We start from the raw sequence: 13,480 nt of genomic DNA, 5'->3' as shown, positions 1-13,480 counted from the left end.
TGTTGAACAGCCGTGAGGCTCGCGGGGAGCCTCACGGCAGATCGGCTTACTGCTGCTGGTTCTGTCCCTGCAGAAGCGGGGTGATGCGGCGCATGGCCACCCGACGGTTCTGCCGCTCGGGCGCCTCCGTGCTCACCTTCAGGTACTGCTCGCCGTATCCCTGCGTGGTGAGGTTCTCGGCCGGGATCTGGAACCGTTCGGACAGGATCGTCGCAACCGTCTCGGCGCGGCGGTCGGAGAGGGTGAGATTGTCCTCGTCCGGGCCGACGGCATCCGTATGGCCTTCGATCAGGAAGATCTCGTTCGGATTCTTGGCCAGGGCTGCCTTGATCGCCTCGGCAATGCCCGTCAGAGCGCCTGCCTGATCGCCGGCCAGCTCCCAGGAGCCGAACTCGAAGGTGACCGTATCCACGTCCACCCGGCGCATGCGCTCACGCAGCGGCTGGCTGCGACGAACTTCGTCGAGCGTGTAAGACCGCTCGATCCGCTCGACGGGAGGAGCCGTGAAGGCTTCCACCAGGTCGTCCTGGGATGCGCGTTCCACATCGACGATGTATTCCTCCCGCGGAATCCGGACCACCGGCGGCGGCAGGCGCACGACCTCCTCCTCGACATATCCGTAGGTTGTCGCGCGGCGGTCACCACGGCGGTTCTCGATCAGCACGACCTCGCGGCCGCCTGCCGGCTCTCGCCTCGCGCGGCGGATCAGATTGCCGTACTCGTCGCGCACGGTCACGATCTCCGAGCCGTCCGGACGGCGCACGATGGTGACTTCCTCATCGGCGCCACGGCGTTCGACACGCACGTCGGCATCACGGTAGGTCCGGCGGAACCTCTCGGTCTCGTCGTGACGGATCACGACCTCGTTGCCCTGGCGGATAATGGTGCGGTTGCCGGGCTCCTCGATGATAACCCGTCCACCTTCCCTCCGCTCACGCCGCTGATTGCGCAGATCCTCGATGCGAACACGGGACGGATCGAGCGGCTGGGCTGTGGGTGCAGCCTGCTGGCGCGGCGCGATCTGCGTGGGTGCAGCCGGAGCTGTAGGCTGGGCTCTCGTCGCGGGAGCCGGTGCCGCGGGGGCAGCCGGAGCTGCGGGCGCAGCGGTTGCCGGAGCGGCGGGGGTAGGCGTCGGAGCAGCGGGTGCCGCAGGGGCCGCGGTCGGAGCTGATGGTGCGGGCGTCGCAGGAGCCGCTGGGGCCGTGGTTGTGGTGGGCGCATCCTGGGTCGGACGCTGCCCGCGCTGGCGGTCAGGCCGCTCGGTGTCTCCCTGTCGGGTGGGCCGCTCCGCATCGGCCGGGCGAGGCGCGCCTGCGGCAGGCCGCTGCTGTGCCGGGGCCGGAGGCGTTGCCGGCTGAGCCGCCGGAGCAGGAGGCGTTGCCGCCGGAGCCGGAGCGGTCGGAGAGGTCTCGGCGGCAGGTGCTGGCTGCCGAGGACGATCGCGCTCGGCGGCGGGGCGGTCGCGGTTTCGTTCACGCTCCTGGGCGGCCGGGCGAGCGGGGCGCTCAGGCGTCTCGGCGGAAGGCAATGGGCGCTCTGCGGGCGCCTGCTGCGCCGGCCGGGCGGGAGTGGCCGGAGTTGTACCGGAAGGCGGCGTCGGCCGCTCGGCGGGCTGGGCCGAGTCGCGCCGTGGGCGCGGCGCTTCCTCAGACTCCGTGGCGCGGGAGCCGCGCGGCGCGTCGGGGGCGCCGCGCTCAGCGGGGCCTGCACCACGCTCGGCCGGGCCTGCACCGCGGGGCGGGCGCTGACCACGTTCCTCGGAGGCAGCGGGGGCACCACCTGCGTCCTGGCCGCCCTGTCTGCGCTCCTGGGCGTCCTGTCTGCGCTCCTGACCCTGACGTCCTCCGCGGGGCGCCTCGCCATCCTGCTGGCCCTGCCGTCTGGGGCGAGCGCCAGGTGGGAGTTCCTCTTCGGCACTCGGTCCAGCTTGGGCGATGACAATGGGCATCGCGGCTTCCGCCTGGAGGGCCGACACGTTCGCCGGCAACAGCATCAGAGGAAGGGCGGTGCTCGCAAGAAACAGGCGGGAAAGTTTCATGGTTCTCAATTCATCACTAGACATATTAAGGTTATCGACAATGTGAGGGCGGCAGTTTGGTTCCGCCTGGCGAGCATTCCGGCTTCTGCAACAGAATTTTAGAAGTTGGCCGATATCCTTGAAAAACATGGATGAATGTCCCCTGAATGCTTACATCAGGCATTCAGGTAAACCGTTTTCCGAAGGCCTTTAGGAACGATGCAATGGACTGACGAAGGGGTCGTTCTCGGCGTCCGCAAGCATGGCGAGGCTGGCGTCATCCTTGAGCTGATGACGCGCGAGCACGGCCGGCACCTGGGGCTGGTCCACGGCGGGCGCTCAAAATACCTTCAAGCGGTTCTACAGCCCGGCAACACAGTCCAGGCGACCTGGCGGGCGCGGCTCGACGAGCATCTGGGCACCTATCAGGTAGAGGGCCTGAACCTGCGCGCCGCGCGGCTGATGGGATCCTCCATGGCGCTCTACGGTTTGGCGACGCTTGCCCATCTCCTGCGAAACTTCCCGGAGCGGGACCCTCATTTTGCCCTTTTCGAGACGCTCACCGTTCTGGTCGACCACCTGGACGACGCCGATCTCGCACCGGCGCTGTTCGTGCGGTTCGAACTAGCGATCCTCACTGAGCTCGGCTTTGGTCTGGACCTTTCCAGCTGTGCCGCCACCGGTACAGAGCGCGACCTCACCTATGTCTCCCCAAGGAGTGGTCGGGCGGTCAGCGCCGGAGCCGGAGAGCCCTATAAGGACCGGCTTCTCAAGCTGCCAGGCTTCCTGATCGGGCAGACAAAAGCCAATCGGCCGAGCGAGGAGGATGTCCGGGCCGGGTTTGCGCTCACAGACTTCTTCCTGCATCAGAACGTGTTCGACCCACAGGGGCGGAGGGCGCCCGACGAGCGGGCGCGTTTCGTCGCACTCGCCACAGCTGGGGACGAATGAAGTTTGTTTCTGTTATGTTCTCATTTCAGATGATAAGAAGCGATTCGCAGTTGAGGATTTCGAGTCATGGGTAAGCCGGTCAATCCGCCGACAGGGGGCGAGATCGAGAACATCAATCTCAAGGATGCCCTGGAAGAGCGCTATCTCGCCTATGCGCTCTCCACCATCATGCACCGGGCCTTGCCGGACGCCCGCGACGGCCTGAAGCCGGTCCACCGCCGGATTCTGCATGCCATGCGTCTGCTGCGCCTGGATCCGAAGTCGGCTCCGAAGAAGTGCGCGCGCATCGTCGGCGACGTGATGGGTCAGTTCCACCCCCATGGCGACCAGTCGATCTATGATGCCCTCGTGCGCATGGCGCAGGACTTCGCCCAGCGCTATCCGCTGGCCGACGGACAGGGCAATTTCGGCAACATCGACGGCGATAACGCCGCTGCCATGCGCTACACCGAAGCACGCATGACGGAGGTCGCGCGCCTCCTCCTTGAGGGGATCGACGAGGATGCCGTCGATTTCCGCGAGACCTACGACCAGACCAACGAGGAGCCGGTGGTGCTGCCGGCCGCCTTCCCGAACCTGCTGGCCAACGGCTCGCAGGGCATCGCGGTCGGCATGGCAACCTCGATCCCGCCGCACAATGCGGCCGAACTCTGCGATGCGGCGCTCCATCTGATCGGGAAGCCGAACGCGACCTCGGAACAGCTGATGCAGTTCGTGCCGGGCCCGGACCTGCCGACCGGCGGCATCATCGTCGACATGCCGGCTTCCATGGCCGAGACCTACCGCACGGGCCGCGGCTCGTTCCGCGTGCGTGCCCGCTGGGCCAAGGAAGACCTGGGGCGCGGCAACTGGCAGATCGTCGTCACCGAAATCCCCTATGCGGTGCCGAAATCGCGGCTGATCGAGAAGATCGCCGAGCTGCTCCAGGAAAAGAAGCTGCCGCTGCTGGCGGACGTGCGCGATGAATCGGCCGAGGACATCCGCGTGGTTCTCGAACCCCGCGCCAAGACGGTCGACCCCATCATCCTCATGGAATCGCTCTTCAAGCTGACGGAGCTTGAGAGCCGCATCCCCATGAACGTGAACGTTCTGGCTGGCGGCAAGGTGCCCAAGGTGCTGGGGCTGGTGGAGTGCCTGCGCGAGTGGCTCGACCACCGCCGCGAGGTGCTGATCCGCCGCTCGGGCTTCCGTCTGGCCGCGATCGACCGCCGCTTGGAGATCTTGGGCGGCCTGCTCATCGTTTATCTCGACCTCGATCGGGTGATCAAAATCATCCGCGAGGAGGACGAGCCCAAGCAGGAGCTGATGCGGGTCTTCAAGCTCACAGAGGTTCAGGCCAACGCCATCCTCGACACGCGCCTGCGCAGCTTGCGCAAGCTCGAGGAAATGGAGCTCAAGCGCGAGCAGAAGAACCTGCAGGACGAGAAGGCTAAGATCGAGGAGCTGCTCGGCTCCGAGAAGGTGCAGTGGAAGACGATTTCGGCCGAGATCAAGGAGGTCCGCAAGACCTTCGGGCCTGAGACGGCGCTCGGCCGCCGCCGCACGTCGTTCGCAGAGGCGCCGGACACCTCCGACATCGATTTCGCAGAGGCGATGATCGAGCGCGAGCCGATCACGGTGATCGTCTCCGAAAAGGGCTGGATCCGCGCCATGAAGGGGCACCAGGACGATATCTCCGGTGTTCAGTTCAAGGGTGACGACAAGCTGAAGACCGCCTTCTTTGCCGAGACGACGTCGAAAATCGTCGTGGTGGCGAACAATGGCCGCTTCTTCACGCTCGAGGCTTCCAAGCTTCCGGGCGGGCGTGGTTTCGGCGATCCGATCCGCCTCATGGTGGACCTGGAGGAGGGTGCCGATTTCATCGCCGCCTTCCCCTACAGGGCGGGCTCCAAGCTGCTCGTCGCCGGCTCCGATGGGCGCGGTTTCGTGGTGCCCACCGAGGAGATCACGGCGAACACCCGCAAGGGCAAGCAGATCCTCAACCTCGACGCGCCTGCCAAGATGGTGGTGTGCGCTGAGGCCGATGGCGATCACGTCGCGATCATCGGCGAGAACCGCAAGCTCCTGATCTTCCCTGCAAAGCAGGTGCCGGAGATGACCCGCGGCAAGGGTGTGCGCCTCCAGCGCTACAAGGACGGCGGCGTCTCCGACGCCAAGGTCTTCAAGCTCAAGGAAGGTCTGACCTGGAAGGACACCGCCGGCCGCACCTGGACGGTGGCCAAGGAGGACCTCCGCGACTGGATGGGCGATCGCACCGAGGCCGGCCGCCTTCCGCCGAAGGGCTTCCCGAAGTCGAACACGTTCGGCGAGTAACAGATGTCGAAGCTCGTTCTCTATGGCAACAGAGAGTCAGGCCATTCCTACAAGGTGAAGCTGGCTCTCACCCTGCTCGGCTTGGAGCACGAGTATCGGTCCGTCGATCTGACGGTCGAGCGTGCAAACCGGCCCCGTGATTTTCGGGAGGTCAGCCGCTACGGGGAGGTTCCCGTTCTCGTGACGGACGGAGAACCCCTCGTCCAGTCCGATGCAATCCTCATGCACCTCGCGCGCACGACAGGGCGTCTGCGCGGGGAGTGCGACCCGGATCGTACGGTGGAGTGACTGTTCTGGGAGGCGAACCGGATCGGCTTCTCGGTGTCCAACCTGCGTTTTGCAAGGCGCTTCGCGCCCGATACGCCATCTGACGTGATTGCCTGGCTTGAAGCCCGTGCTCGCGCCGATCTCAGCCGGCTCGATGAGGAGTTTCGAGCAAAGGAGGGTTTTCTCCTTGGCTCGACCATCTCCATCGCAGACATCGCCTGTTGCAGCTACCTCTTCTGGCCCGAGCAGACTGGCCTCGATTACAGGGCTTGGCCTCATGTAGCCGGCTGGCTGGAGCGCATCCAGGCCCTGCCCGGATGGGCACATCCATACGTGCTTCTGGACTGACCCTGGCCGTCTCAACCCTGATCCGCCGTTCCGCCGGTCGTTTCGGTCGGATTGTTCATATCGGCCGGCGCGGGACCGCGCTCCCCGGCGCCGCGTTCGAGCCGCGCTGCGATCTCGGCAACGTGCCGGCCCTGGAAGCGGGCGCCGTCCAGCTCATTCTCGCTCGGCTGTCGGGAGCCATCGCCGCCGGCCAGGGTCGTGGCCCCATAGGGTGTGCCGCCGGTCACTTCGTCCATCTTGGTCTGTCCCGCGAAAGAATAGGGCAGGCCTACGATGATCATGCCGTGGTGGAGGAGCGTCGTGTGGAACGACGTGATGGTGGTCTCCTGCCCGCCGTGCTGGGTTGCCGTTGAGGCGAACACGCTGCCGACCTTTCCCACCAGCGCGCCCTTCACCCACAGGCCGCCGGTCTGGTCGAGGAAGTTGCGCATCTGCGCCGCCATGTTGCCGTAGCGGGTCGGCGTGCCGAAAATGATCGCGTCGTAGTCAGCCAGCTCGTTAGGGTTCGCAATGGGAGCCTGCTGGTCGATCTTCATGCCAGACTTGCGCGCCACCTCCTCAGGGACCAGTTCGGCAACCCGCTTGATGGTGACGTCGGTTCCGGCAACGGAGCGGGCGCCTTCCGCAATGGCCTGGGCCATTGTTTCAAGGTGACCGTAAGAGGAGTAGTAAACGACCAGGACCTTTGCCATAGCGCACCCGCTGCTTGCGTTGAAGTTACGCAAGCAACGAGTCGAGACTCGCGTTGTTCCTTGCCCTGAGTGCAAGACACGATCTGCAGCACCGGCTTGGCCAGAGCCTAGTCGACCCGCACCCAACCATGAGCCAGGAGGCGCTCCTGTGGCTTGTAGCGGGCCTTGTAGCCCATCTTCTTCGAGCCATCGACCCAGTATCCAAGGTAGAGGTAGGGCAGGCCCATCGCCTTCGCACGCCGGATGTGATCCAGGATCATGAAGGTGCCGAGGCTGCGGTCCTGATGATCGGGATCATAGAACGAATAAACCATGGAGAGGCCGTCGCTCATCTCGTCGGTAAGGCAGACGGCAATGAGATTGCCTTCGCCCTTGCCGGTAATGCTGCTGTCGATGCCGCGCCGCCTGTATTCGATCAGCTTCGTGTCCACATGGCTGTCCTCGACCATCATGGAATAATCGAGCACCGTCATGTCGGCCATGCCGCCATCCGCGTGGCGCGTGTCCACGTAGCGGCGGAAGAGCGAGTACTGTTCCGATGTCGGACGGTTGGGATTAGGGCTGCCGATCAGGTCGGCGTTATCCTTCAAGACACGCCTCAGGTTCCCGGACGGCTCGAATTCGTCCACGAGAACGCGCACGGAGACGCAGGCCCGGCAGGTGTCGCAGGCCGGTCGATAAGCGATGGTCTGGGAGCGGCGGAACCCACCCTGGGTGAGGATCTCGTTCAGCTCCCGTCCGCGCCGCCCCACGATATGCGTGAAGACTTTGCGCTCTTCCTTACCCGGCAGATAAGGGCAGGCGGAGGGGGAGGTGAGGTAGAATTGCGGTGCGTCGCGGGGCTGGCTCGTCAAGCTGGATGCCTTGTGGAGAAACCTTGAGCGCTAGGTTAACGCCCAAGGATAACATTGGTGTCCGCAGGGTCCAGGAAAAGAGCGGCGATGTCGCAGACTTTTGTTCAGGCCCGAACGACCATCATGCCGGTGAGCAGGTCGCGCAGGAAGCGGCGGTCGTCCCGGATGAATCCGACGAACACGTCACCTGCCCAGAGCAGGAAGGTCGAGACGGCCACGTAAAAGAACAGGGCGTGCACGGCAGCGGACAGCATGGAGGCGCCCCTGCCGGTCTGCGGATCGATTACCCGCAGGCCCATATAGCGCATGCCCACCGTCGCCTGGGACGGGCCGCCGATAGTCACCGCATTGTAGACGATGAAGATCAGGGCGGTGAGGGGAAGGGCGAAGAACAACCCCCAGCCGAGACCCAAGGTGATGATCCCGAGGAAGAAGATGCCGATGGAGATCAAGGTAACCCAGAGCGCGATCACGACGAGGTCGATCAGATAGGCCCAGAAGCGCCGGGAAATGACGCCCTCGGTCAGCCGGGAGTCCATCACGTAGGATGGGTAGTTCGGCTGCGCCGGGTAGGGTTGGTTGACCATGGGTGTCTCCTAGAAGGCGGTCTGGGGAAGGCTGCGGGATGCGATCCGCTGCGGGGCGAGCCCCTCCGCCGCAAGGGCCCCGAAGACCTCCGACGTATGTTGTCTGTCCCGCGTTTCGACGGTGATGTCGATGGAGACGCCCTTGGCGGGCACATCGAGGAACAGGCGACCGTGGGATACTTCGAGAATGTTGGCGCCAAGGCTGCCGAGCAGGCTCGCCACGCGTCCCAGGATGCCTGGCCTGTCGTTCGATGTGATGCGGAAGGACGTGATGCGATCATCCCGCTCCAATTCGCGGACCATGACGGAGGCCAGGATGCGCGCATCGATGTTGCCGCCGCAGAGCACGAGGCCGACCCGCTTGCCCTCGAAGCGCTCAGGGCTTGCCATCATGGCGGCAAGCCCGGCCGCGCCGGCACCTTCCGCCATGGTTCTTTGCAGGGTGGCATAGGCGTTGACGGCGCGCTCGATCAGCGGCTCCTCGACTGCGATGATGTCGGACACGAGATCGCGCACGATCGGCAGGGGCAATTGTCCGACGGTTTTCACCGCTATGCCCTCCGCCAATGTCGCCCCCCCGATCGGCTGGTCCTCACCCTTGATGGCGTTGCGGAATGACGGGTAAAGCGCTGCCTCCACACCGATGATCTCGATGGACGGCTTCATGGCTTTGGCCGCGACCGTGATGCCGGAGATGAGCCCGCCGCCCCCGATGGGCACGACGATCTGGTCGAGATCAGGCGCATCGGCCAGCATCTCCAGCGCGATGGTGCCCTGGCCTGCCATGACCTTCGGATCGTCGTAAGGGTGGACGAAGACGAGGCCCTCCCGCTCGCCGATCTCGCGGGCATGCGCGGCCGATTCGTAGAGAGTCTCGCCATGAAGGATCACCTGCGCCCCATAGGAGCGGGTGTTCTCCGCCTTCACCAGGGGCGTATTGTCGGGCATCACGATGGTGGCCGGGATGCCGAGGCGCCGCGCATGATAGGCCACGGCCTGGGCATGATTGCCGGCCGACATGGCGATGACGCCTCGCTTGCGTTCGCCGTCCACCAGGCTCTCGAGCTTGGTCACCGCTCCCCGCTCCTTGAAGGAGCCCGTGGGCTGCATGTTCTCGTGCTTCACGAAAACGCTCGCGCCGGTGAGCTGAGACAGGCGCGGAGCAGGAACCAGCGGGGTTCGCAGGACCTGTCCCTGGACGATCTCCGCCGCGCGTTTCACATCCTCGATGGTGATGGCATAGGTGCCCAAGCGTTCCTCCAGGCTTTGACTATACACCCTTAAACGGGTCGCGGTGTTGGATCCTTGAAGCCGAGCAAGCCGCCGGGCCGAAAGATCAGGAAGATGATCAGTGCGCCATAAAGAGCCATATCACGCACCTCGATCGGTAAATACGCCGACCACAGGGTCTCGAACAAGCCTACGGCGAAACCTCCTAACATTGCGCCGGGGATCGATCCGATGCCGCCGATGATGGCGGCGATCAGCGCCTTGAGGCCGTACTGGAAGCCGCCAGCAAACCCCAGGCCGCCATATTGGGCCACGATCAGCATGCCCGACAGGCCTGCCATGGCGCCGGCGAGCGCAAGAGTTTGGATGAGAAGGCGAGGGCCGTCGACGCCCAGGAGTGCGGCAGCGCCCGCATCGTCCGCATAGGCGCGCCACCTCCTTCCGAAGCCGGTGCCCTGCACGAGCCAGAGCAGGCTCAAGGCAACCAGAAGGCCGATGCCGGACGTGACCGCCGTGACAGGGGTCAGGCTCACGAGAAACTCTCCAGCCTTGGCAAGGGGCCAGGCTTCCGACCAGATCGGGGGGAGCCAGACCGTGACAGGGCTCTGCGCGAGCCGAAGATACTCCATAAGGAAGAGCGATAGCCCGACGGTGGCGATCAGGCTGGGCTGCGGGCTGGCGCCGGTAATGCGTGCGATGGTGAAATGCCCGCCGACGGCGCCATGGATAGCCCCGGCGAAAAGGGCGGCGGCCAAACCTGCGACAAGTCCAAGGACCGGGGAGCTGATCCCCATGCCGAGAACGACTGAGGCGCCTGCCACGGTGGCCGCCGAGCCGACCGCCGCCAGCTCGCCGAAGGCCAGATTGATCCGGCCGCTCAAACCGAAGACGAGAGCGAAAGCAACGGACAGGAGCGCATAGATGGCGGTTCTGGGAAGGCTGACGAGCAGTTGCTGAAGCCAGTAAGCTGTGCTCATCGGGATTTCCGCAACATCGGCATCCATCCGGCTGCCGGGATCGCCGGCGGCGCCCTCGGGCGTATCGAGATAGAAGCGCTTCAGAAGATACAGGTTCGCCCCGGACAGAAGACCTTCCTCTGTGCCGATGCCGGTCAGTTCCGCCTTGTTGGGGGACAATCCCTCAGCCGCGAATTGGCAGATCGCGAAGCGCTCGAGGGCGGGGCGGTCCGGATGTTGGGCGATGTAGTCGACGCGCAGGCTGCTTGGCGCCGGACCCTTGCGAACAGCCTGTACGGTGATCGCTGCCCCCGGATTGAGCGCCGGCAGCGCTGAGCGGCAAACCCGCGCATGCTCGGCGTCGACGGAAGCGCCGCAGGCGGCAAGCAGGCAAAGGCCCATCAGGCAGGCGGTGAGCCTCCATGCCGCATAGAGCCGGGAGCCTGTCACGAAGAGGCCCTGCGACCGGGACGCGTCAGCCCTGCGTCTTCAGCTTTTCCGCCACCTGAGGAGCGAAATAGGTGAGGATGCCGTCGGCACCGGCTCGCTTGAAGGCCAGGAGGCTTTCCATCATGGCTCGCTCGCCATCGATCCACCCGTTGGCGGCCGCGGCCTTGATCATCGCGTACTCGCCGGAAACCTGGTAGGCGAAGGTTGGAACCGCGAAGGTCTCCTTCACCCGGTGCACGATGTCGAGATAGGGCAGACCCGGCTTGACCATGATCATGTCGGCGCCTTCCTCCAGATCGAGCAGGACCTCCCGCATGGCCTCGTTTGCGTTGGCAGGGTCCATCTGGTAGGTGCGCTTATCGCCTACCAGGGTGGCGCTGGTGCCGATGGCGTCCCGGAAGGGGCCGTAGAAGGCCGAGGCGTATTTGGCCGCATAGGCCATGATCTGCACGTCCTGGAAGCCCATCTCGTCGAGAGCGGTGCGAATGGCTCCCACGCGCCCGTCCATCATGTCGGAGGGAGCGATGATATCCGCTCCGGCCTCTGCTTGAAGGACTGCCTGCCGCGCCAGAAGGGCAACGGTCTCGTCGTTGAGGATCCTCTGGCCGTCCATGACCCCGTCGTGGCCATGGCTGGTATAGGGATCGAGGGCTACATCGCAGATGATCCCGAGTTCCGGCACGGCCTTCTTGATCTCACGCACCGCGCGGCAGACCAGATTGCGGCTGTTCAGGGATTCGGAGCCTGTCGGGTCGCGCAGGGCGGGGTCCGTATAGGGAAAGAGCGCGACGGCCGGAATGTGGAGGGAGGCTGCCCGTTCGGCCTCACGCACGGCCTCGCCGATGGTCAGTCGCTCCACGCCCGGCATGGAGCCGACCGGCTGGCGACCGGACGCGCCTTCCACGATGAAGATCGGCCAGATCAGGTCGTTTGCCGTCAGCACGTTCTCGCGCACGAGCCGCCGCGACCACTCGGCCTTGCGGTTGCGCCGCGGGCGGTGGGACAGGTTCAGGGAAGAAGGGCGTGCTTCCTCTGAGGAGGGGCGGGGGAACGGCGACAGCTTCGACATGATCCTCATCCGGCGCCGGCTTCGATGCGCTGGCGCTGGGCTGAGGGTTAGCACATTTAAATCGCTCTAAAAAAGGGTTCGAGGTCGCACTTCGGCAGGATCCATGTGAAATTCCGGTTAGACTGACCCACATGTCATCCCCGGCGATCCGCCGGGTTCGGGAACGACAAGGGTGCATTGACGGCTGACCCGCACCTTGTTTTAAGCCACATACCGATATTGGAGGAGTGTTCCATGGACGAGAGCGCCGAGGTCGTCTGCGAGAAGCAGGGTGAGGCCGGTCTCATCACGCTCAACCGTCCGAAGGCGCTCAATGCCCTCAACCTGGCCATGGTCCGCGAGATACGGCGGGCGCTCGACGCTTGGGAGAGCGACCCGTCCGTGACGCGCATCGTCGTGCAGGGCGCCGGCGAGAAGGCATTCTGCGCCGGCGGCGACATCCGCCAACTCACCGAGGACCTCAAGGCCGGACGCCGGGAGGAGGCGCTCGCCTTCTGGCGGGAGGAATACCAGCTCAACATCCGGATCAAGCGCTATCCGAAGCCGTACGTGTCGCTCATCGATGGCATCGTTATGGGCGGCGGCGTTGGCGTGTCCCTGCACGGCTCGCACCGGGTGGCCGGGGAGCGCTATCTCTTCGCCATGCCGGAGGTAGGAATCGGCTTCTTCCCCGATGTGGGCGCCACCTATGCCCTGCCACGCCTTCCCGGCCACAGCGGCATGTACCTTGCGCTCACCGGGGAGCGGGTGAAGCGCGCCGATGCCGTCATGCTGGGCCTCGCGACCCATTCCGTTGCGAGCGGGAGCATCCCCGCCTTGCGCGAGGCGCTGATCGCGGGCGAGCCGGTGGACGAGGCTCTGGCCAGGGCCGCGGCCGATCCCGGTCCTGCGCCGCTGGAGGCCCACAGGGTCGAGATCGATTCCTGTTTTTCGGGCGACAGCGTCCCCGAAATTCTCCAGCGCCTCGACGAGGCTGCCGGCAGAGGCTCCGAGTTCGCCGCCAAGACTGCGGCGGGCATGCGCACGAAATCGCCCACCAGCATGAACCTTGCCTTCGAGCAGGTGCGCCGGGGTGCAGCCCTCGATTTCGAGGAGGCCATGAAGGTCGAGTTCCGCATCGTCTCCCGCATCGGCGAAGGCCACGACTTTTACGAGGGCGTCCGGTCGGTCCTGATCGACAAGGACAACCAGCCCCGCTGGCAGCCGGCCTCCCTGGAGGCGGTCGATCCGGCCGTGATCGAGCATCACTTCGCGAGCCTTGGGGCACAAGAACTGGAGATCGCCTGATGCCCCGCAGCGGCAGCCAAGGATCGTCCGCCCAAGCGGCGCGTGACTATCTCTCCGACCGCATCGAGGAGCGCCCCGCACCCCAGGGCTTCATGCGCTGGAGCTTCGTGCTCACCTGCTTCATGCGGATCCTGTCCATCCTGTGGATCATGAAGGGCCTGAGCGCCTGGGCGGTGATTCTCGGCATCTGGACCCCCATTGGGCACTTCGAGGCCCGTTCGACAGGCTATCAAGCAACCGTGATCTACTTCGCCCTGATCGACCTGATCGCGGCCGTGGGCCTGTGGATGGCGAGCACCTGGGGCGGCATCATGTGGCTTCTGGCCATCATGAGCCACCTCATCCTGGCAGCCTTCTTTCCCGGCATCGTATCCGGCGGCGTCATGACGGTGGCGTTCTTCCTCACCCTCATGGCCGTTTACTTGGGAATTTCATGGCTCGCGGCGCGGGAGGCATAGG

The 13,480-nt window shown here is 65.0% G+C and carries 13 protein-coding genes; 6 read left to right on the top strand and 7 right to left on the bottom strand.

Annotation, left to right across the window (positions count from 1 at the left end):
* Positions 1-46: 46 nt before the first annotated feature.
* Positions 47-2,038, bottom strand: a complete 1,992-nt coding sequence (locus JKG68_RS34145; protein ID WP_281399040.1) for an OmpA family protein — start codon at positions 2,036-2,038, stop codon at positions 47-49.
* Positions 2,039-2,236: 198 nt separating this feature from the next.
* On the opposite strand from JKG68_RS34145, the gene recO reads away from it, so the two are divergent.
* From recO to JKG68_RS00365, 4 genes are all read left to right on the top strand, one after another.
* Positions 2,237-2,968 carry a DNA repair protein RecO gene (recO, locus tag JKG68_RS00380; RefSeq protein WP_202055111.1) on the top strand — a complete coding sequence of 244 codons (732 nt, stop codon included), beginning with the start codon at positions 2,237-2,239 and terminating at the stop codon, positions 2,966-2,968.
* A 66-nt stretch (positions 2,969-3,034) separates the two neighbouring features.
* Positions 3,035-5,281 (top strand): DNA topoisomerase IV subunit A, encoded by a 2,247-nt coding sequence (parC, locus tag JKG68_RS00375; RefSeq protein ID WP_202055110.1) that lies wholly within the window; start codon positions 3,035-3,037, stop codon positions 5,279-5,281.
* A gap of 3 nt (positions 5,282-5,284) precedes the next feature.
* Positions 5,285-5,569, top strand: a complete 285-nt coding sequence (locus tag JKG68_RS00370) for a glutathione S-transferase N-terminal domain-containing protein (RefSeq protein ID WP_202055109.1) — start codon at positions 5,285-5,287, stop codon at positions 5,567-5,569.
* Between the two features lie 33 nt (positions 5,570-5,602).
* Positions 5,603-5,896, top strand: a complete 294-nt coding sequence (locus JKG68_RS00365; protein WP_202055108.1) for a glutathione S-transferase family protein — start codon at positions 5,603-5,605, stop codon at positions 5,894-5,896.
* 11 nt (positions 5,897-5,907) lie between these two features.
* Here the strand turns inward: JKG68_RS00365 and wrbA are convergent, their stop codons facing one another.
* The 6 genes from wrbA to hemB all read right to left on the bottom strand — a co-directional run bounded on the left by wrbA (position 5,908) and on the right by hemB (position 11,734).
* Complete coding sequence (wrbA, locus tag JKG68_RS00360) at positions 5,908-6,588, bottom strand: NAD(P)H:quinone oxidoreductase (protein WP_202055107.1); 681 nt, start codon at positions 6,586-6,588, stop codon at positions 5,908-5,910.
* Positions 6,589-6,695: 107 nt separating this feature from the next.
* Positions 6,696-7,442: an arginyltransferase gene (locus tag JKG68_RS00355; RefSeq protein WP_202055106.1), complete on the bottom strand. Its 747-nt coding sequence runs from the start codon at positions 7,440-7,442 to the stop codon at positions 6,696-6,698.
* A gap of 104 nt (positions 7,443-7,546) precedes the next feature.
* On the bottom strand, positions 7,547-8,029 hold the full coding sequence (locus tag JKG68_RS00350) for an RDD family protein (RefSeq protein WP_202055105.1): 483 nt from the start codon (positions 8,027-8,029) through the stop codon (positions 7,547-7,549).
* Between the two features lie 9 nt (positions 8,030-8,038).
* Positions 8,039-9,280, bottom strand: a complete 1,242-nt coding sequence (locus tag JKG68_RS00345; protein WP_210346172.1) for a threonine ammonia-lyase — start codon at positions 9,278-9,280, stop codon at positions 8,039-8,041.
* A gap of 29 nt (positions 9,281-9,309) precedes the next feature.
* Entirely contained in the window at positions 9,310-10,665 is a 1,356-nt protein-coding gene (locus JKG68_RS00340) for a branched-chain amino acid ABC transporter permease (protein ID WP_202055104.1), read from the bottom strand.
* 25 nt (positions 10,666-10,690) lie between these two features.
* Positions 10,691-11,734, bottom strand: coding sequence for a porphobilinogen synthase (hemB, locus tag JKG68_RS00335; RefSeq protein WP_202055103.1), 1,044 nt, complete (start codon positions 11,732-11,734; stop codon positions 10,691-10,693).
* A 234-nt stretch (positions 11,735-11,968) separates the two neighbouring features.
* Here hemB and JKG68_RS00330 point away from each other — a divergent pair, with 234 nt between their 5' ends.
* Positions 11,969-13,021, top strand: coding sequence for an enoyl-CoA hydratase/isomerase family protein (locus tag JKG68_RS00330; protein WP_202055102.1), 1,053 nt, complete (start codon positions 11,969-11,971; stop codon positions 13,019-13,021).
* Positions 13,021-13,479 carry a DUF6163 family protein gene (locus JKG68_RS00325; RefSeq protein ID WP_202055101.1) on the top strand — a complete coding sequence of 153 codons (459 nt, stop codon included), beginning with the start codon at positions 13,021-13,023 and terminating at the stop codon, positions 13,477-13,479. Before JKG68_RS00330 ends, JKG68_RS00325 begins: the two co-directional genes overlap by 1 nt.
* Position 13,480 lies beyond the last annotated feature (1 nt).

The sequence above is a fragment of the Microvirga aerilata genome, assembly GCF_016743775.1.
Classification (GTDB): Bacteria; Pseudomonadota; Alphaproteobacteria; order Rhizobiales; family Beijerinckiaceae; genus Microvirga; species Microvirga aerilata.
The sequence above is the reverse complement of the archived record's forward strand: the minus strand, read 5'-3'. Positions and strand labels throughout refer to the sequence as shown.